The sequence below is a fragment of the Massilia suwonensis genome, assembly GCF_042655665.1.
In the GTDB taxonomy this organism is placed as follows: domain Bacteria; phylum Pseudomonadota; class Gammaproteobacteria; order Burkholderiales; family Burkholderiaceae_D; genus Telluria; species Telluria suwonensis.
This window is the reverse complement of the sequence record NZ_JBHSMR010000013.1, coordinates 742,118-768,703: the sequence shown is the minus strand read 5'-3', so window position 1 is coordinate 768,703 and position 26,586 is coordinate 742,118. Positions and strand designations below refer to the sequence as shown.

The window sequence follows — 26,586 nt, the reverse complement described above, 5'->3', positions numbered from 1 at the left end:
CCTCAAAACAGAAAATAGCGCTGCGCCAGCGGCAGCGCGGTGGCCGGTTCGCAGCGCAGGAGTTCGCCGTCGGCACGCACGTCGTAGGTTTCCGGGTCGACCTGCATGACCGGCGTGGCGCCGTTGTGGATCATGTCCGGCTTGGACAGGCCGCGCGTGGCGCGGATCGGCAGCACGGTCTTGGCCAGTTGCAGCCGCTCGGCGATGCCGTCGTCGAAGGCCGCCTGCGAAACGAAGGTGACGGACTTCTTCAGTGCGCCGCCGAAGGAGCCGAACATGGGCCGGTAGTGTACCGGCTGCGGCGTCGGGATCGACGCATTCGGGTCGCCCATCTGCGCCATCGCGATCATGCCGGCCTTGAGGATCATCGAAGGCTTGGCGCCGAAGAAGGCCGGCTTCCACAGCACCAGGTCGGCCAGCTTGCCTGCCTCGATCGAGCCGACGACGTGGGCGATGCCGTGGGTGATCGCGGGGTTGATCGTGTACTTGGCGATGTAGCGCTTGACCCGGAAGTTGTCATGGGTGGCTTCCTGTGCGCCCGGCTCCGCCAGGTGGCCGCGCTGGACTTTCATCTTGTGCGCGGTCTGCCAGGTACGCATGATCACTTCGCCCACGCGGCCCATCGCCTGCGAGTCGGAGGACATCATCGAGATCGCGCCCAGGTCGTGGAGGATGTCTTCGGCGGCGATGGTCTCGCGCCGGATGCGCGACTCGGCGAAGGCCACGTCCTCCGCGATGGACGCGTCGAGGTGGTGGCAGACCATCAGCATGTCCAGGTGCTCGTCGAGCGTGTTCACCGTGTAAGGGCGGGTCGGGTTGGTCGAGGAGGGCAGCACGTTGGTTTCGCCGACGGCCGCGATGATGTCCGGTGCGTGGCCGCCGCCCGCGCCTTCGGTATGGAAGGTATGGATGGTGCGGCCCTTGAACGCGCCCAGCGTGCTCCCCAGGTACCCTGCCTCGTTGAGCGTGTCCGAATGCAGCGCCACCTGCACGTCGAAGCGCTCGGCAACGGCCAGGCAGTTGTCGATGGCCTGGGGCGTGCTGCCCCAGTCCTCGTGCAGCTTCAGGCCGACCACCCCGGCCCGGATCTGTTCCTCGATCGGCCCCGGCAGGCTGACGTTGCCCTTGCCCAGGAAGCCCAGGTTCATCGGAAAGGCGTCGGCCGCCATCAGCATGGAATGGATATGCCAGGGGCCGGGCGTGCAGGTGGTGGCCGCCGTGCCCACCGCCGGCCCGGTGCCGCCGCCGATCATGGTCGTCACGCCGCTGGTCAGCGCTTCCTCGATCTGCTGCGGACAGATGAAATGGATGTGGGTGTCGACGCCGCCCGCCGTGACGATATTGCCTTCGCCCGCGATGATCTCGGTGGCCGCGCCGATGCTCATCGTCACGCCGGGCTGAATGTCGGGATTGCCGGCCTTGCCGATGGCCGCGATTCGCCCGTCCTTGAGCCCGATATCGGCCTTGACGATGCCCCAGTGATCGACGATCACGGCATTCGTGATGACGGTGTCCATGACCTGCGCATGCAGCCCTTGCGACTGGCCCATGCCGTCGCGGATCACCTTGCCGCCGCCGAACTTGACTTCCTCGCCGTAGTGGGCGGCGGCGTAGTCGTGCTCGATTTCGATGAACAGCCCGGTATCGGCCAGGCGGATGCGGTCGCCCACGGTGGGGCCGTACATCTCGGCATAGGCTTGCCGCGTGATGCTCGCCATCTCAGTTCTCCAGGGGCGGCAGCGCGCCCATTACCTGGCCATTGAAGCCGTAGACTGCGCGCGCGCCGCCGAGCGCCACCAGTTCGACCGTGCGGTGCTGGCCCGGCTCGAAGCGCACGGCGGTGCCGGCGGCGATGTTCAGGCGCATGCCGTGGGCGGCCGCCCGGTCGAACTGCAGCGCCGCGTTGACTTCGGCGAAATGAAAATGCGAGCCGACCTGCACCGGGCGGTCGCCGCTGTTGGCCACGCGTAGCGTGAGGGTGGGGCGGCCGGCATTGAGGACGATGTCCTCGGCGCGCAGCAGGTATTCACCGGGGATCATGGCGTGCTCCTTACATGATCGGGTGGTGGACGGTGACCAGCTTGGTCCCGTCCGGAAAAGTGGCTTCGACCTGGATGTCGGGAATCATCTCCGGCACGCCCTCCATCACGTCGCCGCGCGCGAGGATCTGCGTGCCTTCGTACATCAGCTCCGCAACGCTGCGGCCATCGCGCGCGCCCTCCATGATGGCGGCCGAGATCAGCGCCACCGACTCCGGGTAATTGAGCTTCAGCCCGCGCGCCCGGCGCCGCTCGGCCAGCAGGGCGGCGGTGAAGATCAGCAGCTTGTCTTTTTCTCTCGGTGTCAGGTCCATGGCGGCACGATGCAGGTAAGTCAGGTGGCCCAGATGCGGGGATGATGCGCGGGGCGGCCGAGCAGGTGCGGCCGCAGCAGCTGCCAGGCGCGCGTCATCACGCGGCGCGCACGCTCGCTGTCGCTGCACAGCAGGCGCGCGATGAAAACGGATTTGAGCTGGCTGGCGGCGAGCAGCGGGTCGAGTGCGCGGATCTGCGCCTGCAATGCGGCCGGCAGCGCGGGTCCGGCCGCGGTGAGCGTGGCGCAGACCGTCGCGCCATCGAGCCCGAAGGGACCGGCGAGCGCTTCCGAACCGGCGTCGATGCGCGCCTGCTCGTACCACAGCAGCTCGCTGCCGCGCCAGATCTCGGAATGCAGTCGCAGCTGGCCGCGTTCGAAGCGCTCGCCGCTGGCCTGGCGGCCGAAGCACATCACCTCGCAGCCGATGTAGCGGGCGCCGGCGCCCAGGTGCACGGTATGGCGCTGCACCGCGCGCGCGCCGTCGAAGTAGATCGTCTCCTGCGGCATCCATTCGAGCGCGGCGCCACTGCCGGCCGACAGCCATACCGACTGCTGCGCCGGGCCGTCATCGCCCCGGTACCATTTGGCCGCGCCCGGGGAAGTCAGGAAGGCATGCGCCGCCGGCCCGACCCGGGTCTCGATCTCGAGCCGGTCGCCGGCGCGGATGCCGCCCGGCGGGTGCACCAGGATCGCATGCGCGGTCTGGGCGCCTTCCGGATAGAGCGGCTTTTGCACCCGCAGCGGACCCTGGTGGCGCTTGCGCACCACCACGCTGGCGCCGCCCTGGAAGGCCAGCTCCAGTTCCAGCCTGGCCAGCCAGCCGGCAGGGGAGTCGATGTGGTGGGTCGGTTCGTCGCGCATGTGTTCATGCTTAGCACTTTCCGTGCCACTGACGGGAGGATGGGCGTTTCGTCGTAGTGCAGCGCCGCGGCGCCGACGCGGCCCGGTGCACCCGGTCCGGGCGGATCGGGCGGGAAGAGGAGAAAGCGGGCTGTTTTGGTGCGCCGTCCTGGCGGCAGCGCACCGCTTTCATGCATGCCCGCCCTCGGCTTTACTGCGACTCCTCGCCGGGCGGCGTCGCGGACTGGCGCGACATGGGCGCGGAGCGCGACTCGTGCTGGTTTGAACCCTGCCGCACCGGCGCGTGCATCGGGGTCTGGCGCAGGACCGACTGCGGCTGGCCGCGCGCGCCCGAAATCGACGAGCGCCGCGTGCCGAGCGTGAAGTCGCTAGGCCGGTTCAGGCCAGTCGCCACCACCGTCACGCGCATGGCGTCGCCCAGCGTCTCGTCGTAGACGGCGCCGAACTTGATGACGGCGTCCTCGTTGGTCTGCTCGCAGATCGTGTTCATCACCTGCTTGGTTTCGCGCAGTTTGAGCGTGTCCTCGGATGCGGCGATGTTGACCAGCACCCCGCGCGCGGCGCGCAGGTTGGCGCCGTCGAGCAGCGGACAGGCGATGGCCTCTTCGGCCGCCCTGACGGCGCGGTCCTCGCCGGCGTGCTGGGCGGTGCCCATCATCGCCATCCCGGTCTGGCGCATCACCGTGCGCACGTCCTCGAAATCGACGTTGACCATCCCCGGCACGGCGATGATGTCGGCGATGCCGGTCACCGCTTTGCTCAGGACCTCGTCGGCGGCGGCGAAGGCCTGCTTTTGCGTGACGTCCTCGCCCAGCACTTCCTCGAGGCGGCTGTTCAGGACGATGATGAGCGAGTCGACGCAGCGCGCCAGCGTCGCGATGCCTTCCTCGGCCACGCGCATGCGGCGCGGGCCTTCGAATTCGAAGGGCTTGGAGACCACGCCGACGATCAGGATGCCCAGCTCGCGCGCGACTTCCGCGATCACGGGAGCGGCGCCGGTGCCGGTGCCGCCGCCCATGCCGGCGGTGATGAAGACCATGTCGGCGCCCTTGAGCGCGTCGGCAATGAGGCTGCGTTCGCGGGTGGCGCTGTCGCGGCCGACCGCCGGGTCGCTGCCGGCGCCCAGGCCGCTTTCTCCGAGCTGGATGCGTTTTTCGGTGCGGGTGTTGGAGAGGGCTTGCGCGTCCGTGTTCGCGCAGATGAATTCGAACGTGGACAGTCCGGAGGCTGCCATGTGGTTGACGGCATTGCCGCCGGCACCGCCGACGCCGATGATCTTGATGACCGTGGTGGGATGGGGAAGTTTAGACTCGGACAAGGAAGACTCCGTTTGAAGAAAATTGCAGTCGGCTAATGCCGAGCCCGATAGCCTACTTGCTGCGAGGGCGCGCACGATAGCGCGAAAACATTTCAATCGAAACGATTTGTAAGAGCCCGTGCGTTCGCGATAAAAGGGTGGCAGGGCCGGGATCGCTGCCATTCAGTTAATCTTTTACTAGAGACAATTTTTCTATAGACTCTCGGCCTTATGTCAACTGGATGGCCGAGCGGGATGGATAGATGGGGCGGATTGCGACGATGACTCGGTGGCAAAGGCTGTGCGGCATGCTGCTGGGACTCGTATTGAGTGCCGTCGCCTGTGCCCGGGAACAGGGTCCGACCCTGGCGGACTACAACCGTGCCGCCTGGACCGCGAGCGACGGCGCGCCGCTGCACGTCCGCAGCATCACGCAGACGCCCGACGGCTGGCTCTGGCTGGGCACGGATAACGGCCTGTACCGCTTCGACGGCGTGCGTTTCCATCCCATGGCGCCGACGAACGGCGCGCAGCTGCTGAACGCACGTATCTGGGAACTGTCGGCCCAGGCCAACGGCGACCTGTACATCGGCTACGAAGCGCCTGGCCTCAGCGTGCTGCGCGCGGACGGCCGGCTCGAGCATCTCGCGCCCGCAAGCAAGGATGGTCCCGTCAAGGAGACCAACGACGTCGTGCGCGACAGCGACGGGACGCTCTGGGTCGGCACTTCCTTCGGCCTGTGGCAGCTGAAGCAGGGGCGCTGGTCGAAGCTCGGGCCGGCCCGGGGCTGTCCCGACGCGCCGTTCACGGTCGCGTTCGACCGCGGCGGGCAGTTGTGGGGCGCCTCCTTCGATCACCTGTTCCGCATCGACCGGGCTGCCGGCCGCTGCGTTCCCGCCGAGGCGCTGGCCTCGGTCGGCGCGATGCCGAAGAAGATGGTCGAGTTCACCAGTTCCCCGGACGGCCGGCTCTGGGCCGGTGCGGACGGCCAGTTTGCGCTCGTCGCGGCGCCGGCCGTGGACGGCGAGCGCCCTGCCTACCTCAGGCAGGGCGCCGGCGGCAGCGTCATCTTCGACCGTGGCGGCAACCTGTGGGCACTGCGTTGCCCGACCGGCGTCTGCCTCGCCGCATCGGCCGGCATGGGTGCGCGCGTCAGCATCGACGTGGCCGAAGCCGCGACCAGCCGGCTCGACCGGCTCGGCCAACTGAGTTCGCTGGCGCCGGGAGTCATATTCGAGGACCGCGACGGCGACATCTGGCTCGGTTTGCCGACCGGCGTGGAGCGCTTTCGCCGCAATACCCTGCGTCCCGTCGGGCTGCCGGGCATCAAGGGAGACTTCCATATCGCGCCCGACCCGGACGGCAGCGTGTGGCTGGTCGCGCCCCAGGAGCGGCGCGGATGGCACTACGATCCGGTCGCGGGCCGCGCGACGGCGCTGCCGGGAACCTACCGCGGCGCCATGACCGCGCCCGACGGCGCGATCGTCTTCCTCAGGGACGACGGCATCAGCGTGCGCCGCAACGGGGTCGAGACCCGTATCGGTCCGCCGGGACCGCTGCCGCCTGCCGCCTGGGCCCGCGGCGACGGCGAACGCGTCTGGCTCGGCGGACTGAATGTGCCGGTCCGCTTGTGGGACGGCCGCGCATGGCGGCGGCTGGATGCGCTGCCCGGGGCGGAGTTCGTTTTCAGTGCGGTCGGCCAGCGCGGCCAGATGTGGCGCGCGCTGGCCGACGGGCGCCTGGTCCTGTTCGAGCATGGACAGGTGCGGACCGAATACGACCAGGCCGCCCTGGTCGGGATCGGCGAGGCGAGCTGCGTATCCGGCGCGCCCGAACTGGTCGTGTGCGGCGAGGCGGGCGTGGCGGTCCTGCACGATGGGCATTTCCGGCGCCTGCACACGCAGCGCGACGCGGTGCTGCGGCGGGTGAGCGGCGTCTTCGTCGGCGCCGACGGCACCCGCTGGCTGAACGGCGACACCGGCCTGCTGCGTGTCGAGGCGGGCGACTGGCGCCGCGCGGTCGATTCCGGTGCGCCGCTGCGCTACGTCCTGCTCGATGCGCGCGACGGCTACAGCGGTTCGGCCGCGCGGGTGGCTTCCTTGCGAATGGTGAATGGCCGCCTGTGGGTGACGACGACCGACGGCATCTTCGAACTCGATCCGTCGCTGCGCGAACGCAATCCGCTGGCGCCGAAGCCGGAACTGGTGGCGCTCACCGGCGACGAACTCGGCTACCCGCTGACGCAGCCGCCGCTCGTGCGCGCCGGCACCACGCGCCTGCGCTTCGATTTCACCGCGCCGGCGCTGGGCCGCCCCGAACGCGTCATGTTCAGCTACCGGCTCGACGGCGTCGACACGGCCTGGCAGACCGGCAGCGAACGCAGCGCCACCTACACGGGACTGGCGCCGGGCGACTACCGCTTCCGGGTGCGCGCCATGAACTGGGACGGCGTGTGGACCGAAGGCGAACAGACGCTCGACCTGCGCGTGGCGCCGACCCTGGTCCAGACCGTGTACTTCAAGCTGGGCTGCGTGCTGGCCGGCCTGTTGCTGCTCTGGCTGGGCTATCGCTTGCGGCTGCGCTTCCTGACCCGGGCGCTGACCGAGCGCCTGACCGCGCAGATCGAAGAGCGCGAGCGCATCGCCCGCGACCTGCACGATACCGTGCTCCAGACCTTCCAGGGATTCGTGATGAAGGTGACGGCGATCCTGCCCGCATCCGAATCGGCGCTGGGGGACAAGCTGAGACAAAGCCTGCGCGACGCCAAGACCGCCATCGCGGAAGGACGCGACAAGGTCGCGAGCCTGCGCGACGGCGCGCGCCACGAGCCCGCGCTGCACGATTTCCTGCGCAGCGCGGGCGAGCAGGACGCCGGGCCCGGCCAGCACTTCATCCTGCGCTGCGTCGGGCAAGCGCGCCCGCTTCATCCGGTCGTCGAGCAGGAATTGTGCGCCATCGGACGCGAAGCCTTGCGCAACGCCTTCCGCCATGCGCAGGCAACGCACTATGAAGCAATCGTCGACTACGGCGCGGGCGCGCTGGTGCTGACCGTGCGCGACGACGGACGCGGCTTCGACGCCGGCGCCGGCGAAAAGCGTGGCCACTGGGGCCTGCGCGGCATCGAAGAGCGCGCCCGGCTGATCCATGCCGATGCGCGCCTGGAGACGGCACCTGGCGCCGGCACGCGCTGGCGGATCCAGATCAAGGCGGCGCTGGCCTATGCGGATGGCGGACGGCGCGCGGGCCGGGCCTGGAAGCGCTGAGCCGGGGCGTCCGGCAGGGCGCCTCGGCGCGGGCGGACGGGATCAGCCCGCGAACAGCTTCACCAGCACCGACCGTATCCACACGTTCGCCCCGTCCTTGTGGAACTTGCGGTGCCAGTGCTGCTTCAGGTCGAACTGCGGTATCTCCAGCGGCGGCTCGATCAGGCGGATGTTCGCGATCTTGGCGAAGGACTCGCCCACCGCATACGGCACCGTCACCAGCAGATCGGTCGAGGCGATGATGAAGGGAATCGACATGAAGTGCGGCGTCGACAGCACGATGCGGCGCTCGATCCGGTGCTTCGCCAGCAGCTGCTCGAAGACCTCCTGGCTGCGTCCCTCGGCGCTGATCACGGCGTGGCCGATGCGCAGGAAATCTTCCATCGAGATGCGCTTGCCGCGGATCGGGTGTTTCGCGTTGAGCAGGCTGATGAAGGAGTGGGTGAACAGGCGCTGCTGGAAGAAGTTGCGTGCCTTGAGGTCGGGGAAGTAGCCGACGGCGAGGTCGATCTCGCCGGCTTCGAGCCCGGCCGCGATGTCGCCCGGCGGCAGCGTCACCGAGCGCACGGTGGCGCTCGGCGCGTGGGTCTGCAGGTAGGCCAGCAGCTTGGGCAGGAAGGTCATCTCGCCGATGTCGGACAGGGCGAAGGTGAAGCGGCGCGTGGTGGTGGCCGGGTCGAAGGCGGCGCCGGCCAGCACTTCGTTCCTGATCCGGTCGAGGATCTCGCGCGTCGGCGCCATCAGGGCCAGTGCCCGCGGCGTCGGCGCCATGCCGTGCGAGGAGCGGATGAACAGCGGGTCGTCCAGGGCCGCGCGCAGCTTGTTCAGCGCGATGCTGACTTTCGGCTGGCTCCAGCCGAGCCGCTCGGCCGCGCGGCTGACGCTGCGCTCCTCGGCGATCGCCAGGACCACCGGCAGCAGGTTCAGGTCGAATTCGGAGGCTTCGCTCATATCTAAAAATCGAATAAACGTTATGCAGTAGATTGGCTTGTTTTATAACACAGTTTCTCTAAGATTGTGTGCAGGTCGCCGATAGAACGAGACGGCGCCACACAACAAAGGAGACAGGCATGAATCGTTTTTCGATCGTATCGATGTGCATTGCCGCATCGTTCGCCGCACCCACCGCCTTCGCAGCGTCGGACACGGTCAGGATCGGCGTCATCACCTCGCTCAGCGGCCACGCCGCCGAGAGCGGCGCCCAGATGAAGGCGGGCATCGACACCTGGCTGCGCATGCACGGCAGCACCGTGGCCGGCAAGAAGATCGAAGTCATCTACAAGGACGATACCGGCACCCAGCCCGACATCGCCAAGCGCCTGGCGACGGAACTCATCACCCGCGACAAGGTCGACGTGCTCGCCGGTTTCGTGTTCACGCCGAACGCGATGGCCGCCGCCGCGATCGCCGACCAGGGCAAGAAGCCGATGGTGGTCATGAATGCCGCCGCCTCCGCGCTGACGGCGCGTTCGCCCTACGTGACGCGGGTCTCCTACACGATCGCCCAGTCCGCGAAACCCTTGGCCGAATGGGCCTACAAGACCGGCGCGCGCCGCGTCTACACGGTGGTGGCCGACTACGCGCCGGGCCTGGATGCCGAAACCTGGTTCAACAACACCTTCACGGCGCTGGGCGGGAAGATCGTCGGCTCGGTGCGCATGCCGATGGGGAGCGTCGACTACGGCGCCTTCGTCCAGCGCATCAAGGACGAAAAGCCCGACGCCATCCACGTGTTCCTGCCGAACGGCCAGCCGATGGTCTCCTTTACCAAGGCCTACCGCGAGAAGGGACTGGACAAGGCGAACATCCGCTTCCTCGGCGGCGAGGGCTGGGGCGACGAGGATGTGCTGAAAGCCGGCGGCGACGCCCTGGTCGGCATTTATTCCTCGGGCTTCTATTCCTATACCCGGCCGGGCGCGGAGAACGCGAAGTTCGTCGAAGCTTTCGGCAAGACCGTGGGCGGCAAGATGCAGCCGAGTTTTCTCGCCGCGTCCTCCTACGACGGCATGGCGCTGATTGCCAATACGCTCGTCAAGACCAAGGGCAATGCCGACGGTGCGACTTTCATGAATGCGCTGAAAGGCTATACCAGCAGCAGCCCGCGCGGCACGGTGACGATCGATCCGGCCACGCGCGACATCGTCCAGACCATGTACATCCGCCGCATCGACAAGCAGGGCACCAAGCTGGTGGCCACCGAAATCGACCGCTTCGACGGCGTCAAGGATCCGGCCAAGGAAGCCGGCAAATAAAGGAGATTCATCATGTTCCCACTGAATCGATGGTACGTCGCTGGCTTTGCCTGGGAGCTGGCCGACAAGCCGCTCGCGCGCACGCTGCTGAACCAGAACATCGTCCTGTTCCGCACGGGCTCCGGCGAGGTGGCCGCGCTCGAGAACCGCTGCTGCCACAAGTCGCTGCCGCTGTCCTGCGGCACGGTCGAAAACAGCGGGGTGCGCTGCGGCTACCACGGCCTGCTGTTCGCCCCGAGCGGCGCCTGCCTCGAGGTGCCGGGCCAGGAGCGCATTCCCGTCAAGGCGCGCGTGAGGTCGTACACGCTGGTCGAGAAGGACCAGATCCTGTGGATCTGGATGCCGCAGGAGGAGGGCGCGGCGCCGACCTGCGAGGCGCCCGATTACCCGATCCACAGCGACCCGCGCTACACCTTCCGCGGCGACGTCTTCCACTACGACGCGCCCTACCAGCTGATCCACGATAACCTGCTCGACCTGAGCCATCTCGGCTACGTGCACCTGAAAACCATCGGCGGCAACGCGGCGGTGCACATGAACGCCGAGCTGAAGGTGGAAGCGGCGGGCGACCAGGTGCGCGTGCTGCGCTACATGCCCGATTCCGTGCCGCCGCCGACCTATCTCGGCGCCTGGCCCTTCGAGGGCAGGATCGACCGCTGGCAGGAAGTCGAGTTCAAGGTCAGCCACCTGAACATCTGGACCGGCGGCGCGGACGTCGGCACCGAGGACATGAACGACCCGCAACGCGGGGGCTTCCACATGCGCGGCTTCCATGCGATCACGCCGGAGACCGACACCACCGCGCACTACTTGTGGACCATGGCGGCCAACCACCATCCCGAGCGCGCGAACGTCATCGACCTCGTGTACGAGCAGACGGCGCTGACCTTTTACGAGGACAAGGTCGTGATCGAAGCCCAGTACGAGAACATGAAGAAGCATCCGAACGCGCCGCAGATCGACATCCACGTCGACGTCGGCCCGAACCGGGCGCGCCGGGTGATCGAGCGCCTGATCAGGGACAACGCGGCGCCCGCAGCCGCGCTGTCTGCGGCCGCGGCATGAGCACGCCGCTGCCATTGCAGGTGAGGGTAGTGGCGAAGACGCGCGAGGCCGAGGGCATCGCCAGCTTCGAACTGGCCAGCCTCGACGGCGGCCCCTTGCCGGCCTTCTCCGCCGGCGCCCACGTCGACGTCGCGATCGCGCCGGGACTCACGCGCCAGTACTCGCTCTGCAACCACCCGTCCGAACGGCACCGCTACCTGATCGCGGTGCTGCGCGATCCGGCCTCGCGCGGCGGTTCGGCCGCCATGCACGAGCGCGTCCAGGCCGGCGACGTGCTGACGATCAGCGAACCGAAGAACCACTTCGCGCTCGAAGCGGCCGAGGACTACCTGCTGCTGGCGGGCGGCATCGGCATCACCCCGATCCTGTGCATGGCCGAGCGGCTGGCGCAGGCGGGGGCGCGCTTTCGCCTGCATTACTGCGCGCGTTCGCGCGAACGCGCCGCCTTCGCCGAACGACTCGCCGGCTCGCCGTTTGCCGACAGCGTGCGCTTCCATTTCGATGCCGATCCGGACTCGAAACTCGACCTCGAGGGGCTTCTGCGGGCCGCGCAACCGGCGACGCATGTCTACGTGTGCGGTCCGGCCGGCTTCATCGATGCGGTAACAGGCCTGGCCGCCGCGCAGGGCTGGGCCGGGGGCAGGGTGCATCGCGAATATTTTGGCGCACCGGCGCAGCCGGCGGGCGGGCAGGGCGCCGACAGCGAATTCGTCGTGCGCATCGCCAGCAGCGGCCGGGCGCTGACCGTCCCGAGCGGGAAGACGGTGCTGGCGGTGCTGCAGGAACACGGGATCGAGATCCCGGTATCGTGCGAGCAGGGCATCTGCGGCACCTGCGTGACCCGCGTGCTGAGCGGGACGCCCGAGCATCGCGACCATTACCTGCTCGATGAGGAGCGGGCGGCGAACGACCGGTTCACGCCCTGTTGTTCGCGTGCATGCAGTCCGGAGCTGGTACTGGATTTGTAGCATGGCTAAGCCGGTGCGCGCGTAGCGCATCGGCTTGTCCGCATTAAATGTAACTAACCAACAGGTGAGCACAGACCAGCTAACAAACCTTGCGCCAACGGCGGCGGAACAAGTAACAATCCTTCGGACCGGCAATCAGGAAGGATGGTCCTGGCGCCGAACGTCGGTCGTACGGCGTGCCAAAGACACGAACAAGCGCGACGCCGGCCCCGCATTTCGGCAGGGGCGCAGGGGACGGCGATTGCGTATGCTGCCTCCCAATCCAACCAGTCCCCTGACCATGACGCTTTCAATCATCCGACCCTCGGCGTCCACGCCCCGCATGGACGAGCAAGTCGACGTCGAGCAGATCCGTCTCTGGAACGCGGCCAACGCCATGGCCCTGCTCAGCGAATTCCATTGCGCCGACCGGGTGCTGGCCGACTGGGGCAGCGCTTCCAAGCGTGGCCAGGTCAGTTTCGAAATCCGCTTCGCCGACGGCCACGTGCTGCGCGGCTCTCACGAATTCTTCCACAACGGACGCCGCAGGTGCCTGCTCACCACGCATGTGCGCAGCCTGATGTCGGAGGCGGACGCCGGGGCGGGACGCGGCGCGGCCGGCGCGCTGCCGGGACGCTACCTGATTCCGCGCTGAGCGAAAGCCGCTCCCAGGTCAACCATCTTTATCTGCCGAAGGACCGCTTCATGTACCTGCACTCCGTCCATTCCATCCCGACCCGGCGCCCGCAACAGCGGCCCAGGGCGCTTTACTGGTGCTTCCTGCTGCTGCTCTGTTCCGCCTACCTGCAAGGGGCGCTCGTCAAGGCATGGGACTTTCCGGCCGCGCTGGCCGAGATGCGCCACTTCGGCCTGACGCCGGCGCTGCCGTTCGCGCTCCTCGTCATCGCCGGCGAGCTCGGCGCCTCGCTGCTGATTCTGAGCGGCAGGCTGCGCTGGCTCGGTGCCCTGTACCTGGCGCTGTTCACCCTCGCCGCCAACTGCGTCGCCAACCGCTTCTGGCTGCTGGACGGGATGGTGCGCACGATGTCGGAAAACGGCTTCTTCGAGCACCTGGGCCTGGTGGGCGCCTTCCTGATCGTCGCCTGGACCGATCTGCAGCGAGGGCAGGCCGCACCTGGCGCCTGATCTTTAGGGTAGTGGCAAGCACGCGGCCCGCCAGTACGCTGTCCAGCTTTCCACAACACTGAAAGAGGACAGATGAAGACATTGACCACCGCGGCCGGCGCGCCGGTTGCCGACAACCAGAACGTGCAGACGGCCGGGCCGCGCGGCCCGATGCTGCTGCAGGACGTCTGGTTCCTGGAAAAGCTCGCGCATTTCGACCGCGAAGTGATCCCCGAACGCCGCATGCACGCCAAGGGCGCCGGCGCCTGGGGCAGCTTCACCGTGACGCAAGACATCAGCCGCTATACGAAGGCGCGCCTGTTCGGCGAGGTCGGCAAGACGACGCCGATGTTCGTGCGCTTCTCGACCGTCGCCGGCGAGCGCGGCGCGGCCGATGCCGAGCGCGACATCCGCGGCTTCGCGATGAAGTTCTATACGGAAGAGGGCAACTGGGACCTGGTCGGCAACAATACCCCCGTGTTCTTCATGCGCGACCCGCTCAAGTTCCCGGACCTGAACCATGCGATCAAGCGCGATCCGCGCAGCGGCCTGCGCAGTCCCGAGAGCAACTGGGACTTCTGGACCCTGCTGCCCGAAGCCCTGCACCAGATCACCATCCTGATGAGCGAACGCGGCCTGCCGCGCGGCTACCGCCACATGCACGGCTTCGGCAGCCATACCTACAGCTTCATCAACGCCGCCAACGAGCGCCACTGGGTAAAGTTCACCTTCAGGACGGCCCAGGGCATCGAGAACCTGTCCGACGCCGAAGCCCGGGACCTGATCGGCCGCGACCGCGAAAGCGCGCAGCGCGACCTCTACGAAGCGATCGAGGCGGGCCGGTTCCCGCGCTGGACCATGTATGTCCAGGTCATGCCCGAGCGCGACGCGGCCGCCTACCACATCAATCCCTTCGATCTCACCAAGGTGTGGCCACATGCCGACTATCCTTTGCTCGAAGTGGGCGTCATGGAACTGAACCGCAATCCGGAGAACTTCTTCGCCGAAGTCGAGCAGGCGGCTTTCAATCCGGCGCACATCGTGCCCGGTATCGGCTTCTCGCCCGACCGCATGCTGCAGGGGCGGCTGTTCTCCTACGGCGACGCCCAGCGCTACCGGCTCGGCGTGAACCACCACCAGATCCCGGTCAACGCGCCGCGCTGCCCCTTCCACAGCTACCACCGCGACGGCCAGATGCGTATCGACGGCAACCTGGGCGCCACCACGCCCTATGAGCCGAACAGCCGCGGCGAATGGCGCGAGCAGCCCGACTTGCGCGAGCCGCCGCTGGCGCTCGAAGGCGCGGCCGACCACTGGAACCACCGCAGCGACGACGATTATTATTCGCAGCCCGGCGCGCTGTTCCGGCTGATGACGACCGCTCAGCAGCAGGTCCTGTTCGATAACACGGCGCGCGCGATGCGCGGGGTGTCGGAGGAAGTGAAGGCACGCCATGCGGCACATTGCGCCATGGCCGATCCTGCCTACGGCGCCGGCGTCCGGGCGGCATTCGAGCGTCTGGATAAGTAAGGGAAGAGGAGGGGCCTGCGCCCCTCCCGTGCCGGCTTGCGGCACATCGATGTTGGATCAGCTGCGCAGGAAGGCCAGCAGCTCGGCGTTGAGCTGGTCCTTGTGGGTCGAGGGCAGGCCGTGGCCGGCGCCTTCGTAGACCGACAGGCGGCCCTGCGGCAGCAGCTCGACGGCGCGGCGCGCGGTCGTCGCCAGCGGCACGATCTGGTCGTCGTCGCCGTGGATGACCAGGGTCGGGATCGTCATCTTCCTGAGGTCTTCCGTGAAATCGGTCTCGGAGAACTGCTTGACGCAGGCGTAGGCGCTCTTGATACTGCATTGCAGGCCCTGGATCAGGAAGGACTGGCGCATCCCGTCCGACACCTTGGCGCCGGGGCGGTTGAAGCCGAAGAAGGGCATGGTCAGGTCGAGGAAGAACTGCGCACGGTCGCTGCGCACGCCTTCGCGGATGCCGTCGAAGACCGACATCGGCACGCCGTCCGGATTATTCGGCGAGGTCATCATCTGCGGCGTCACGGCGCCGACCAGCACCGCCTTTGCAACGCGGTTCGTGCCGTGGCGGCCGATGTAGCGCGCCACCTCGCCGCCGCCGGTCGAATGGCCGACCAGGGTTGCACCCGTGATGTCGAGCGCGTCCAGCACGGCGCCCAGGTCGTCGGCGTAGGTGTTCATGTCGTTGCCGTGCCAGGCCTTGCTCGAGCGGCCGTGGCCGCGGCGGTCGTGGGCGATCACGCGGTAGCCGTGTTCGGCCAGAAACAGCATCTGGTCTTCCCAGGCGTCGCCCGACAGCGGCCAGCCGTGGCTGAAGACGACCGGCGTGCCGTGGCCCCAGTCGGTGAAGTGGATGACGGTGCCGTCGTGCGTGGTGACGGAGTCGATGGTGCGGGTATGGGTCATGCTGCGATCCTTTCAGGAGTGGGCGCCGCGGGCCTGCGGCGCTGCGTCCATTGTGGAGGCGATGACGGTCGCGGCCTAGCTATACGAAGGGATACGCGGCGCTCACAAACTGATGTAGCCGCGCCTGGTCGCCAGCGTGACGGCGTGGGTGCGGTCGCTGGCGCCGAGCTTGACCAGGATGGTGCTCATGTGGGTTTTCACCGTCGGCTCGCTGATGCTGAGCGCCTCGCCGATCACGCGGTTGGAATTGCCGTTGGCGGCCAGGCGCAGGACGTCGAGTTCGCGCGGCGACAGCGCGTCGGCCTGGTAATGGCTGTCGACGTCGTGCTGGGCCAGCGGCGCGATCACGCTGGCGCCCTGGTAGACGTTGCGGACCGCCTGCGCCAGCGTGGCGCTGGACACGTCCTTCAGCAGGTAGGCGGCGGCCCCCGCCTTCAGGGCCGCCACCACGCGCGCGTCGCCGCGGTAGGTCGTCAGGACGACGATGCGCGCATCCGGGTGCAGGGCGCGGATGCCGATGATGGCCTCCAGGCCGTCCTTGACCGGCATCTGCAGGTCGACCAGGGAGACGTCGGGCCGGTGGCGCGCGAAGTCGGCGATCGCCTCGCTGCCGTTGGCGGCGGTGCAGACGATTTCGATTCCGCCCTCGGCCAGCAGGGCGGCGGATATGCCTTCTCGCATCATCGGATGGTCGTCGACGACCATGACGCGGATTGGGGAGCGGACAGGAGTATGCATGAGTGTGCGGTCGGATTTCGGCAATGATACCCGCTATCGCGCCGGCCCCTGCGATGCGCCATCCGGCAGGCGCGCCCGGAAGCAGGCGCCGCCGTCCGGGCCGGGCTCGAAGCGCAGGTCGCCGCCGTGGGCGCCGAGGATCGACAGGCAGAGCGAGAGTCCCATTCCCGATACCTTGCCGGCCTTGCGCGGCTTGGTGCTGAAGCGGCAGGCGAACACGCGATCGCGGTCGGCCGGCGCGATACCCGGGCCGTTGTCGCTGACCGTCAGTTCGACAGCGCCGTCCGCGCCGCGCCGGGTCTCGATGCGGATCCAGGGCGTCTCAGTTCGATGGCCGGCGTGCGCCTCGATCGCATTCACCACCAGGTTGGTCAGGACCTGCTGCAGCTGGACCCGGTTCGCCGCGGTCGTGCAGCCGTGCAGGCCTAGTGCCAGTTCGAGCGCGGTGCCGTGTCTGTGCAGCCGGGGTTCTAGCGGCTGCACGGCTTCCCGTACCAGCGCGTCCAGGTCGACCGCGGCCGTCTCGATCGGCAGGTTCGCGGCCGCGCGCTGCAGGCCGCGCACGATCTCGCCGGCCTGGCGGCCCGCGGCGCCGATCTGGGCGAGCGAGTCCAGCGCCCGTCCGAGATCGGGCGTGGCGCGCTGCAGCCACTTGCCGGCCGCCGTCGCATGGAGGGCGATCGCCGCCAGCGGCTGGTTAAGTTCGTGGGCGATGGCCAGGTCGAAGCGGGCGGCGCCCTCGGTACAGCCCCAGGCAAGCTGCATGGCCTGTAGGCGGCCGAGCGCGCCCCAGCAGCGGTAATGTTCCAGGCACTGCTGGCGGTAGTGCAGCGCCGCGGCATGCAGGCCGGCCTCCTGTGCCTGCAGGACCGCCTGTTCCCAGGCCAGCGTGGCAAGCCAGTGCAGGCCCAGGCGCGCCGCATCGGCAGCGGCGCATTCGAAGCCGGTGAGCGCGGCCATGGCCTCGCCGCGCCTGCGTGCACAGGCGGCCAGCGCGAGGGCGTGCATGGCGCCGCCGGTCGCCTGGCAGCGCGCGTCCAGGTCGCGCAGGCTGGCGCAGTGCGCCGCCAGCTGCGCGGACGGGGCGGCCGGCGCCCAGCGGGCCAGCGCGAGCGTGGCGAACAGGTGGAACAGCATCAGGTCGCCGGCCGAGGCCAGCGCGTCCGGGCTGGGCGCGGCTCCCAGTGCGCGCAGTGCGGCGTCCGGCGCGTCGGCGTACCACGCGGCCCCGAGACAGGTCACCCAATAGCCGAAGCGCTCATTCGGACCCGCTTCCGTGGCAGCGCACAGCAGGCGCAGATCGGCTGCGCCGCCGGGTTGCAGCAGGCCGCGTATGAGGCGCAAACGGGTGTCGAGTTCGCGTGCATAGGCCGCACCGCCGGCGGCGCGGGCCTCCTGGCGCGCCCGTTCCAGATGGCGCATCAGTTCGGGGACCGATCGGCCGGCCACGAAAGCGATGCCGCCGGCGTAGGGAACGGCGGCCGGGGGCGGCCGGGAGCCGGTGCGGGCAGGGGCCTCGCGTGGAACGCCAGGCGGCGGGCGCTGGGGCAGGCGGCGCGCGAGGGCGCCGGACGGGTGGACCAGGGTCATGGAGAGTACCTTCTTCAATGCGAACGTGGTGCCGCGCACTCCTATCCGGCGCGGCGCTCGATCCCATTATCGGAGCGACTCTCCCTTATCCATTCATACGATAGTCGTACTGAGGATCAAAACGCGTGTCAGAACGCGAAGCAGCTGCAGCCGAACGCGCCCCAGAAGCCCTGGTGGTCGGAGACGGGCATGTTCGAGCGGCGCGCGCGGTCGTGGCCGTGGCCATGGACGCCGCACGGACCCTGGCACTGGTGCGCCAGCGCCGGCTGCGGCGCCGCGGCCCGGTAATGACCGCTCACCTTGTTCACCGGCGACCACTCGGGCAGCACGGGAATCGGCGGCGGAGCGATCGACGCAAACTCCGCCTGGCCATAGACGATCCTGCCGCCGACGACCGTCAGCACCGACTCGATGGCCTTGATCTCTTCTTCCGGCACGCGGAAGAAGTCGCCCGACAGTACGGCGAGATCGGCCAGCATGCCGGCGCGAATGCGGCCCTTCTTGTTTTGCTCGCTCGAGAACCAGGCGCTGCCGCTGGTCCAGAGTTCCAGTGCGGTCTGGCGCGGCAGCCGCTGGCCCGCGTCGTACAGGCGCAGGCCGCCCACCGTGCGGCCCGAGACCAGCCAGTACAGGGCCGTCCACGGGTTGTAGCTGGCGACCCGGGTGGCGTCGGTGCCGCCGCCGACCGGCACGCCCATTTCCAGCATGCGCGCCACCGGCGGCGTGGCCTTGGCCGCTTCCGCGCCGTAGCGCTCGACGAAGAATTCGCCCTGGAAGGCCATCCGGTGCTGGATCGCGATCCCGCCCCCGAGCGCGCGCACGCGTTCGATGTTGCGCGGGCTGATGGTTTCCGCATGGTCGAAGAACCAGGACAGGCCGTCGAAGGGAATCTCGCGGTTCACCAGTTCGAACACGTCGAGCATGCGCGAGATCGATTCGTCGTAGGTCGCATGCAGGCGGAACGGCCAGCGATTCTGCACCAGGTGGCGCACGACCTTCTCCAGTTCGCCCTCCATGCCTGGCGCCAGGTCCGGGCGCGGCTGCAGGAAGTCCTCGAAGTCGGCCGCCGAGAACACCAGCATCTCGCCGGCGCCGTTATGGCGGTAGAAATCGCTGCCGTCGCCCGGCTTGACCATCTCCGTCCATTGTTCGAAGTCGGCCAGTTCGCGGCCCTTGTTCTGGGTGAACAGGTTGTAGGCGATGCGGATCGTCAGCTGGTCCTGGCGCGCCAGTTCGTCGACGACGGCGTAGTCCTCGGGATAGTTCTGGAAGCCGCCGCCGGCGTCGATCGCGCTGGTCACGCCCAGGCGGTTCAGTTCGCGCATGAACTGGCGCGTCGAGTTCACCTGCAGGTCGTGCGGCAGGGTCGGGCCCTTGGCCAGGGTCGCGTACAGGATCATGGCGTTGGGCCGGGCGATCAGCATGCCGGTCGGATTGCCGTCGGCGTCGCGTACGATTTCGCCGCCCGGCGGATTCGGCGTGTTGCGGTCGTAGCCGACCGCGCGCAGGGCCGCGCGGTTGAGCAGGGCGCGGTCGTACAGGTGCAGCACGAAGACCGGCGTGTCGGGCGCGGCGCAGTTGATTTCCTCGATGGTCGGCATGCGCTTCTCGGCGAACTGGAATTCGTTCCAGCCGCCGACCACGCGCACCCACTGCGGGTTCGGCGTGCGCTGCGCCTGTTCGCGCAGCATGCGCAGGGCGTCGGCCACCGAGGGCACGCCTTCCCAGCGCAGCTCGAGGTTGTAATTCAGGCCGCCGCGGATCAGGTGCAGGTGCGAGTCGTTCAGGCCGGGGATGACGGTGCGTCCGTTCAGGTCGATCACCTGGCTGCCGGGCGCGCGGTGGCGCATGACGTCGTCGCTGTCGCCGACGGCGAGGAATTTGCCGTCCTGGATGGCGACGGCGCTGGCCTGGGGATTTTCGCGGTCGACCGTGTGGAAGCAGCCGTTGAAGAGGATCAGGGGAGGCGGCTTCTGTGGCGCCGAGGCGGGTGCTGGTGCTTGCATGCTTGCTCCTTGCGGGTTCAGTAGGAATGCAGCAGGCCGCGTTGCTGGGCGACGCAGGCTGCTTCGGTACGTGACGAGACGTTCAGTTTCGACAGGATGTTGTTGATGTGGTACTTGACGGTGCCGACGCCGATGCCGGCATCGCGCGCAATCAGCTTGTTGCTCTTGCCGGCGCAGACGTGCGCCAGGATGTCGAGTTCGCGCCGCGACAGTGCGCCGGCATCGATGCGCGCGGCCAGCTTGTGCGCCAGCCGGGCCGGCAGGTAGCGCCCGTGGCGCACGACCTGGCGCAGGCAGAGCGCGATCTCGTCGAAGGACGACTGCTTGAGCAGGTAGCCCGCCGCGCCCGCCGCGAGGCCGCGGTGGACGTCCTCGTCGCCCTCGAAGGTGGTGAGGATCACGATCTTTGCGTCGGGGTCCTGCCCGCGCACGCGGGCGATCGCCTCCAGGCCGCTGCCCGGCATGTTGAGGTCGACCAGCAGCACGTCCGGGCGCAGCCGTTCGTAGAGGCCGACGGCGCCATCGGCGTCGGCCGCCTGGCCGAGCAGGACCAGGTCCGGCTCGGATTCGATCAGGGTGGCGATGCCGGCAAGGATCAGGGGATGGTCGTCGGCGATGACGACCGAAATCGTGGGCGTGTCCAAGGTGGGCTCCTGCGGGGGCAACTGGGATGGGCGCCGGCGCATGTTGGGCCGGCCGTGCCATTCTCGGCGCCGGCCGGCCCGGGGTCTAGCTATACCAAAGGATAGGCGCGGCCGGCTCAGACCTGGATGAAGGCCAGCAGGTCCTGGTTCAGGCGCTGCTTGTGGGTGGTCGGCAGGCCGTGCGGCGCGCCTTCGTAGACCAGCAGGCTGGCGTTCTTCACGAGTTTCGCCGCGGCGCGTGCCGAGGCGTCGATCGGGACGATCTGGTCGTCGTCGCCGTGCACGATCAGGGTCGGCACGTCGATCTTTTTGAGGTCGGCCGTGAAGTCGGTCTCCGAAAACTGCTTGATGCAGTCGTAGGCGTTCTTGATCCCGCACTGCATGCCCTGCGCGCGGAAGGTGTCGCGTACGCCTTCCGATAGCTTGGCGCCGGGACGGTTGTAGCCGTAGAAGGGCAGCGTCAGGTCCATGAAGAACTGCGCGCGGTCTCCCAGCACGCCCTTGCGGATGCCGTCGAACACCTCCATCGGCAAGCCGTTCGGGTTGCCCGGGGATTTGAGCATCTGCGGCGGCACCGCGCCCACCAGCACGGCTTTCGCGACGCGTGCGCTGCCGTGGCGCGCCAGGTAGCGGGTGACTTCGCCGCCGCCCGTCGAGTGGCCGACCAGCACCGCCTTCTTCAGGCCAAGGTGCCTGATCAGGGCCGCCAGGTCGTCGGCATAGGTATCCATGTCGTTGCCGCTCCAGGGCTGGCTCGAGAGCCCGTGGCCGCGGCGGTCGTGGGCGATGACGCGGTAGCCGTGCGAGGCCAGGAAGAACATCTGGTCTTCCCAGGCGTCGCCCTGCAGGGGCCAGCCATGGCTGAACACGACCGGCTGGCCGCTGCCCCAGTCCTTGTAATGAATGACCGTGCCGTCGGCCACGGTGAGGAAGTTGCCGGCCCGGCCGCCGGGCTGGACGGGTGCGGAAGGGCGGGCGCCGGTTGCGGCGGCTGCGCTGCCGGCGGCGGCGAGGCCGGCACCGGCGGCGGAGGCGACGGCGCCGGTCAACAGCGAGCGGCGGGAGAGCGATTGTTCTTGCATGGATGTCCTTTCAGGATGTGGGTCCTGCGCTTCGATGGCAGGGTGCGGCCAGTCTAGGCAGGGAGCACCGCCACGGCCCCCGTCAAAAGACCGGGTCGCTCCCGAACTGGCCGAATGGGAGGGGCGGCGCCGGCCGGCCCGTCCTAGCATGGCGGCACGCACGGTGGACTGGGGCTGCACCCGCCCCAGCATCGTGCAGCGACAGGAGAAACGCATGAATGAAAAACGCAGCCAGGCGCAGGGAACGGCGCTCGGTTTCCTGGCCGGCTATGTCGATACGCTCGGTTTCCTGGCCCTGTTCGGCCTGTTCACGGCCCATGTCACCGGCAACTTCATCCTGATCGGCGCGGCGCTGGCGGATTCCTCACGCAACTCGATCCTGCTGAAGTGGCTCGCCTTCCCGGCCTTTATCGCCGGCGTGGCGCTGGCCCGGATCCTGGTGGTGCTGGTGGAACGGCGCCATGGCCCGGCCTTGCGTCCGGCCCTGCTGCTGGAGCTGGTGCTGCTGCTCGGCTTCATGGGCTTCGGCATCGCGGCGACGCCGGTCGGTACGGAGGCGGGGCCGCTGGCGATGGCGGCCGGCCTGCTGGGCGCAGCCGGCATGGGCGCCCACAGCGCCACCAGCCGCCTGCTGCTGGGCCACCTGGTGCCAACCTCCATGATGACGGGGAACGTGACGCAGATCGTGATCGACATCGTCGACCTGCTGCGCGGCGCCGACGACCCTGGCCTGAAAACCCGCTTCGCCAAGTTCCTGTGGCCGCTGCTGGCCTTCGCCGCCGGCTGCGTGGCCGCCGCATTCGCATTCCACTGGTTCGGCTTTGCCGCGCTGGTGCTCCCTGCGCTGATCCTGGTTGGATTGCTGGTGTCGGAAAAACCGGCAGCCGCAAGCCAGCCGGCGGCGCAGGCCAAAGCTTCGTAGCCGGCCCTATCCCTTCGTAGCCGGCCCTATCCCTTCGGATACTGTCGGAAGAAGTCCCGGCTCGCTACGATCGTTTTCATCTTACCCAACCACCCACAAACAAAGAGGCAGCCAATGCGCAATCCAAAACTCGAAGTCCTGACCCCCGACAACTGCCAGCTGATCTTCATCGACCAGCAGCCGCAAATGGCCTTCGGCGTGCAGTCGATCGACCGCCAGGTCCTGAAGAACAATACCGTCGGCCTGGCCAAGGCGGCGAAGGTCTTCAATATCCCGACCACCATCACCACCGTGGAAACCGAGAGCTTCTCGGGCCACACCTACCCGGAACTGCTGGACGTCTTCCCCGGCAAGGACATCCTGGAGCGCAGCTCGATGAATTCCTGGGACGACCAGAAGGTGCGCGACGCCCTGGCCGCCAATGGCCGCAAGAAGGTCATCGTGTCGGGCCTGTGGACCGAAGTCTGCAACACCACCTTCGCCCTGTGCGCGATGCTCGAAGGCGAGTACGAGATCTACATGGTGGCCGACGCCTCGGGCGGCACCTCGAAGGATGCGCATGATTTCGCCATGCAGCGCATGATCCAGGCCGGCGCCGTGCCGGTGACCTGGCAGCAGGTGCTGCTCGAGTGGCAGCGTGACTGGGCCCATCGCGATACGTATAATGAAGTGATGGCAATCGTCCGCGAGCACTCCGGTGCCTACGGCATGGGCGTCGACTACGCGTACACGATGGTGCACAAGGCACCGCAGCGCATCAGCGGCAGCCATGAGACGCTCGCACCGGTAGCGGCGAAGTAATCGAGACAGAGTGTCCGGTCCGGGCGCACGGCGCCTGGCCGGACCAGCGGAGATGCCATGAAAGTTTATATCGTGTCGCTGGCCGCCGGCGTGCTGGTCGGCCTGATTTACGCCCTGATGCAGGTGCGTTCGCCGGCGCCGCCGGCGATTGCGCTGGTCGGGCTGCTGGGTATGCTGATCGGCGAACAGGCCGGCCCGGTCATCCGCAAGCTGGTGACGCGCGAGCCGATTACCGTCGGCTGGCTGCGGACCGAGTGCGTGGCCCGCATCACCGGCGTCGAGGCAAGGCCGGCGCCCCTGGCGAAGCAGGACGACCGGGCCGCCTAGCAAGGAGCAGAGGAGCGAGCAAGGATGAACGTGCAACAGGAAGGCGGGCGGCAGGCGGGCAGGACGATGGCGCCCGTCGTCTTCGTGCTCGACGACGACGACGGCGTGCGCGCCTCGGTGCTGAACCTGCTGCAGGCAGAAGGCATCGAAGCGCGCGGTTTCTCGACCGGCCTCGATTTCGTCGCCCAGGCCCGTCTCGACGCCCCGTCCTGCCTGGTCTGCGACATCCATATGCCCGAGATCGGCGGGCTCGACGTGGCGGCCGAGCTGGCGCGCCTCGGCAACGAACTTCCCATCATTTTCATGACGGGCTTCGGCTCGATCCCGCTCTCGGTACGCGCCATGAAGGCCGGCGCCGTCGAGTTCCTGACCAAGCCGGTGGCCCCGGAAGCGCTGCTCCAGGCCGTGCGCGACGCACTGGCCCTCGACGCGGCCGGCCTGGCCGCGCGCCGCGAGCTGGCCGAACTGCGGCGGCGCCACGCCAGCCTGACTCCACGCGAGCACGAAACCCTGCGCCTGGTGATCGGCGGCCTGCTGAACAAGCAGATCGCCGACGAACTCGGCGTCAGCGAAATCATGGCCAAGACCCACAAGCGCAAGGTCATGGAAAAAATGGCGGCGCGCTCGCTGCCCGACCTGGTGCGCGACGCCGAGCGGCTGCAAGTCTCAAAGACTCGCAGCCGGTAACGAGCTTTCAGAAGGCGTGGCGCATGCCCAGCGCGGCGCCGGAAGCCGTCGCACCCATTCCCCCATCGAGTCCATTGATCGCAAAATCGGCGACGCCGCGGCGGTCGTTGCGCAGCCGCGTGTAGAAGGCGAACAGGCTGCTGCGCTTCGACAACGCATAGTCGTAACCGAGTGTCGCATGGAAGGCGCCCGTATCGCTGCCGGCCGTGACGAAGCCGACGCGCTGCGCGCCGGCCCCCTTGCCGTCACCCGCCCGTGCCAGCGCGAAGCGTAGACCATGGCGACCGAACTGGCGCGTCAGCGCCAGGAACCAGGCACTGCGTTCCAGTACGCCGCCGGCCGTCTCGTAGTGCAGGCGCTCGACCGCGCCGGCCAGCTTCACCGCGCCGAAGTCGTACGTTGCCGCCAGCTTGAGCGCGTGGTCGTCCAGTCCGGGACCGCGGTAGGCGTGGTGGCGCTCGTAGGCGAGAGCGGCGTAGAGGGCGCCTTGCTCGAGCAGCAGGGCGCCGGAATCCAGCGCCGGCCGGGCGCCGCTGGCCGGGAACTCTTCGCTCAGGCCACGGGCCAGCCGCAGAGACAAGCCGCGCCAGGAAGGGCTCCAGTAGTGCAGGCTGTTGCGCTGGCGGCGGTCGAATGAGCTGGTGTCGCTGGCATTGTCGGCGCTGGCCGCCGAACCGTTGCCCATGATGCTCATGTAGCCGGCCGTGGTCGGGTAGAAGGGATCGAGGCCGGCGCTGGCGCTGTTGTAGGGCGTGGTCCAGTTCCCGGCGAATAGCGTGCCCCAGCGTCCGGCGAGTCCGACGCGGGTATCGCGCGCCGCGACCGCACCGGCGCCCGTGTCGGGCGAGAGCGTTCCTTCGACCTGGAACAGCGCGCGCAGGCCGCCGCCCAGGTCTTCGCCGCCGCGCACGCCGAACACCGAGCGGTAGTTCGACAACCGCGCCGACGAGGTGCCGCCGTGCACGCCCATCTGTTCGATGCCGAGGTTCAGGCGCCCATACAGTTGCGGCGGTTCGGCCTGGGCCAGGCCGTGGCTGGCCAGCAGGCCAAGCAGGGATGTACGAATGAGGGAGGCTTGCATGGAGCTCGTCTGGAGTGAGGAAAGGCCGATCCTAGCAATCGGACCGCTTGCCGACCCCCACCCTTTGGCAAGGCGAGGCTGTCCCATGGACCATCGAAGAATTCGATGATGGACGGCCCAATTACTCGTTTTTCTTTCGCCGATGCGAAAGCCATAATGATTTCCATGGAAGCCAACGACAGCGTGCTGGACGAAAGCACCGCTCTTCGCAGGTTCGAATCGTTCGAACGGCCTCTGCCCAATTTCACACCTGAAGGAGAAGCAAGATGGAAAACAGCAAACTCTACCCAATCGGCCGCGCGCTCGCCGGCGTCCTCTTCGTCGTCTCCGGCATCGGCAAGGTGCTCGGCTTTGCCGGCGTGGCCGCCTGGATGAATGGCGCCGGCATTCCGGCTGCCGGCCTGCTGCTGGTGCTGACCATCCTGCTCGAAGTCGGCGGCGGCCTGGCCCTGGTCACTGGCTTCCAGGCGCGCCTGGCCGCTGCGGCGCTGGCCTTGTTCCTGGTGCCGGTCACGCTGATCTTCCACGGCTTCTGGAGCGCCGATGCGGCCGAATTCCAGAACCAGCTCAACCACTTCCTGAAAAACCTGGCGATCCTGGGCGGCATGCTGGCCATCTTCGCCGCGGAAGGCGCGCGCCAGGCCGCCAGCCGGCAGGGCGCACGCGGTCTGCGCGCCCAGGCCGCCTGATCGAGCGCCGGAACGAGGAGAACATCATGGAAGTGAGAACCCACCGCGGCGCCGGGCCGCTGCAGCAAGTGATCCAGATCGGACCGCACACGCTCCTGACGGATGCGTCGGTCGAGGCAGGCGGGGAAGGAAGCGGTCCGCTGCCGCACGACCTGCTGGCGGCGGCCCTGGCGGCCTGCACCACCCTGACCGTGAACCTGTATGCGCGCCGCAAGGGCTGGCCGCTGGAGGAAGTGCGGGTGGCGGTCAGCCACGGCCAGGAAGGGCAAGCCTATGCCTTCCACCGCCGCATCGAGTATGTCGGCGCACTCGGCGCCGCCGAGAAGGAACGCCTGACCGCGATCGCCAACCAGTGCCCCGTGCACAAGACCCTGTCCGGCCAGATCGCCATCACCACCGAAGCCGTCTGACCGGCGCCGATCCGTCC

26 protein-coding genes are annotated in these 26,586 nt (G+C 68.2%); 13 read left to right on the top strand and 13 right to left on the bottom strand.

Annotation, left to right across the window (positions count from 1 at the left end; genetic code table 11):
• Positions 1-2: 2 nt before the first annotated feature.
• The 5 genes from ureC to ftsZ all read right to left on the bottom strand — a co-directional run bounded on the left by ureC (position 3) and on the right by ftsZ (position 4,534).
• Positions 3-1,718 carry an urease subunit alpha gene (ureC, locus tag ACFPQ5_RS11425; protein ID WP_379755172.1) on the bottom strand — a complete coding sequence of 572 codons (1,716 nt, stop codon included), beginning with the start codon at positions 1,716-1,718 and terminating at the stop codon, positions 3-5.
• 1 nt (position 1,719) lies between these two features.
• Positions 1,720-2,040, bottom strand: coding sequence for an urease subunit beta (locus tag ACFPQ5_RS11420; RefSeq protein WP_379755169.1), 321 nt, complete (start codon positions 2,038-2,040; stop codon positions 1,720-1,722).
• Positions 2,041-2,050: 10 nt separating this feature from the next.
• A complete protein-coding gene (locus ACFPQ5_RS11415) occupies positions 2,051-2,353 on the bottom strand; it encodes an urease subunit gamma (RefSeq protein ID WP_379755166.1) in 303 nt (100 codons plus the stop codon).
• A 20-nt stretch (positions 2,354-2,373) separates the two neighbouring features.
• Positions 2,374-3,216, bottom strand: a complete 843-nt coding sequence (locus ACFPQ5_RS11410; protein WP_379755163.1) for an urease accessory protein UreD — start codon at positions 3,214-3,216, stop codon at positions 2,374-2,376.
• Between the two features lie 190 nt (positions 3,217-3,406).
• Positions 3,407-4,534 carry a cell division protein FtsZ gene (gene ftsZ, locus ACFPQ5_RS11405; RefSeq protein WP_379755160.1) on the bottom strand — a complete coding sequence of 376 codons (1,128 nt, stop codon included), beginning with the start codon at positions 4,532-4,534 and terminating at the stop codon, positions 3,407-3,409.
• Between the two features lie 287 nt (positions 4,535-4,821).
• Between ftsZ and ACFPQ5_RS11400 the strand changes: the two genes are divergently transcribed.
• Positions 4,822-7,776 (top strand): sensor histidine kinase, encoded by a 2,955-nt coding sequence (locus ACFPQ5_RS11400; RefSeq protein WP_379755157.1) that lies wholly within the window; start codon positions 4,822-4,824, stop codon positions 7,774-7,776.
• A gap of 42 nt (positions 7,777-7,818) precedes the next feature.
• Here ACFPQ5_RS11400 and ACFPQ5_RS11395 read toward each other — a convergent pair whose 3' ends face one another.
• Positions 7,819-8,727: a LysR family transcriptional regulator gene (locus ACFPQ5_RS11395; RefSeq protein WP_379755154.1), complete on the bottom strand. Its 909-nt coding sequence runs from the start codon at positions 8,725-8,727 to the stop codon at positions 7,819-7,821.
• A 119-nt stretch (positions 8,728-8,846) separates the two neighbouring features.
• Between ACFPQ5_RS11395 and ACFPQ5_RS11390 the strand changes: the two genes are divergently transcribed.
• The 6 genes from ACFPQ5_RS11390 to ACFPQ5_RS11365 all read left to right on the top strand — a co-directional run bounded on the left by ACFPQ5_RS11390 (position 8,847) and on the right by ACFPQ5_RS11365 (position 14,695).
• On the top strand, positions 8,847-10,028 hold the full coding sequence (locus ACFPQ5_RS11390) for an ABC transporter substrate-binding protein (RefSeq protein WP_379755151.1): 1,182 nt from the start codon (positions 8,847-8,849) through the stop codon (positions 10,026-10,028).
• Between the two features lie 12 nt (positions 10,029-10,040).
• Positions 10,041-11,093, top strand: a complete 1,053-nt coding sequence (locus tag ACFPQ5_RS11385; protein WP_379755148.1) for a Rieske 2Fe-2S domain-containing protein — start codon at positions 10,041-10,043, stop codon at positions 11,091-11,093.
• The gene (locus ACFPQ5_RS11380; protein WP_379755145.1) at positions 11,090-12,061 is read left to right on the top strand and encodes a PDR/VanB family oxidoreductase; all 972 of its coding nucleotides are present in this window, start codon (positions 11,090-11,092) and stop codon (positions 12,059-12,061) included. The genes ACFPQ5_RS11385 and ACFPQ5_RS11380 overlap by 4 nt, the downstream gene beginning before the upstream one ends.
• A 280-nt stretch (positions 12,062-12,341) precedes the next feature.
• Entirely contained in the window at positions 12,342-12,695 is a 354-nt protein-coding gene (locus ACFPQ5_RS11375) for a hypothetical protein (RefSeq protein ID WP_379755142.1), read from the top strand.
• A gap of 50 nt (positions 12,696-12,745) precedes the next feature.
• Positions 12,746-13,186 (top strand): DoxX family protein, encoded by a 441-nt coding sequence (locus ACFPQ5_RS11370; RefSeq protein WP_379755139.1) that lies wholly within the window; start codon positions 12,746-12,748, stop codon positions 13,184-13,186.
• 72 nt (positions 13,187-13,258) lie between these two features.
• The gene (locus ACFPQ5_RS11365; RefSeq protein WP_379755136.1) at positions 13,259-14,695 is read left to right on the top strand and encodes a catalase; all 1,437 of its coding nucleotides are present in this window, start codon (positions 13,259-13,261) and stop codon (positions 14,693-14,695) included.
• Between the two features lie 57 nt (positions 14,696-14,752).
• On the opposite strand, the gene ACFPQ5_RS11360 is transcribed toward ACFPQ5_RS11365, so the two are convergent.
• The 6 genes from ACFPQ5_RS11360 to ACFPQ5_RS11335 all read right to left on the bottom strand — a co-directional run bounded on the left by ACFPQ5_RS11360 (position 14,753) and on the right by ACFPQ5_RS11335 (position 21,652).
• Positions 14,753-15,592, bottom strand: coding sequence for an alpha/beta fold hydrolase (locus ACFPQ5_RS11360; protein ID WP_379755133.1), 840 nt, complete (start codon positions 15,590-15,592; stop codon positions 14,753-14,755).
• A gap of 102 nt (positions 15,593-15,694) precedes the next feature.
• Positions 15,695-16,330, bottom strand: a complete 636-nt coding sequence (locus ACFPQ5_RS11355; RefSeq protein WP_379755130.1) for a response regulator transcription factor — start codon at positions 16,328-16,330, stop codon at positions 15,695-15,697.
• A 33-nt stretch (positions 16,331-16,363) separates the two neighbouring features.
• Positions 16,364-17,920, bottom strand: a complete 1,557-nt coding sequence (locus ACFPQ5_RS11350) for a sensor histidine kinase (protein WP_379755127.1) — start codon at positions 17,918-17,920, stop codon at positions 16,364-16,366.
• Between the two features lie 128 nt (positions 17,921-18,048).
• Complete coding sequence (locus tag ACFPQ5_RS11345) at positions 18,049-19,926, bottom strand: amidohydrolase (RefSeq protein WP_379755124.1); 1,878 nt, start codon at positions 19,924-19,926, stop codon at positions 18,049-18,051.
• 17 nt (positions 19,927-19,943) lie between these two features.
• Positions 19,944-20,570: a response regulator gene (locus ACFPQ5_RS11340; protein ID WP_379755121.1), complete on the bottom strand. Its 627-nt coding sequence runs from the start codon at positions 20,568-20,570 to the stop codon at positions 19,944-19,946.
• Positions 20,571-20,686: 116 nt separating this feature from the next.
• Entirely contained in the window at positions 20,687-21,652 is a 966-nt protein-coding gene (locus ACFPQ5_RS11335; protein ID WP_379755118.1) for an alpha/beta fold hydrolase, read from the bottom strand.
• 214 nt (positions 21,653-21,866) lie between these two features.
• Here ACFPQ5_RS11335 and ACFPQ5_RS11330 point away from each other — a divergent pair, with 214 nt between their 5' ends.
• The 4 genes from ACFPQ5_RS11330 (at position 21,867) to ACFPQ5_RS11315 (ending at position 24,389) form a co-directional block, all read left to right on the top strand.
• Positions 21,867-22,574, top strand: coding sequence for a YoaK family protein (locus tag ACFPQ5_RS11330; protein WP_379755115.1), 708 nt, complete (start codon positions 21,867-21,869; stop codon positions 22,572-22,574).
• 114 nt (positions 22,575-22,688) lie between these two features.
• Positions 22,689-23,375, top strand: coding sequence for a hydrolase (locus tag ACFPQ5_RS11325; RefSeq protein WP_379755112.1), 687 nt, complete (start codon positions 22,689-22,691; stop codon positions 23,373-23,375).
• A 57-nt stretch (positions 23,376-23,432) separates the two neighbouring features.
• A complete protein-coding gene (locus tag ACFPQ5_RS11320) occupies positions 23,433-23,702 on the top strand; it encodes a XapX domain-containing protein (protein WP_379755109.1) in 270 nt (89 codons plus the stop codon).
• Positions 23,703-23,726: 24 nt separating this feature from the next.
• Positions 23,727-24,389, top strand: a complete 663-nt coding sequence (locus ACFPQ5_RS11315; protein ID WP_379755107.1) for a response regulator transcription factor — start codon at positions 23,727-23,729, stop codon at positions 24,387-24,389.
• 7 nt (positions 24,390-24,396) lie between these two features.
• On the opposite strand, the gene ACFPQ5_RS11310 is transcribed toward ACFPQ5_RS11315, so the two are convergent.
• Positions 24,397-25,470, bottom strand: a complete 1,074-nt coding sequence (locus tag ACFPQ5_RS11310; protein WP_379755104.1) for a porin — start codon at positions 25,468-25,470, stop codon at positions 24,397-24,399.
• Between the two features lie 266 nt (positions 25,471-25,736).
• On the opposite strand from ACFPQ5_RS11310, the gene ACFPQ5_RS11305 reads away from it, so the two are divergent.
• On the top strand, positions 25,737-26,159 hold the full coding sequence (locus ACFPQ5_RS11305) for a DoxX family protein (protein ID WP_379755101.1): 423 nt from the start codon (positions 25,737-25,739) through the stop codon (positions 26,157-26,159).
• A gap of 26 nt (positions 26,160-26,185) precedes the next feature.
• Positions 26,186-26,569 (top strand): OsmC family protein, encoded by a 384-nt coding sequence (locus tag ACFPQ5_RS11300; protein WP_379755098.1) that lies wholly within the window; start codon positions 26,186-26,188, stop codon positions 26,567-26,569.
• Positions 26,570-26,586: the final 17 nt, after the last annotated feature.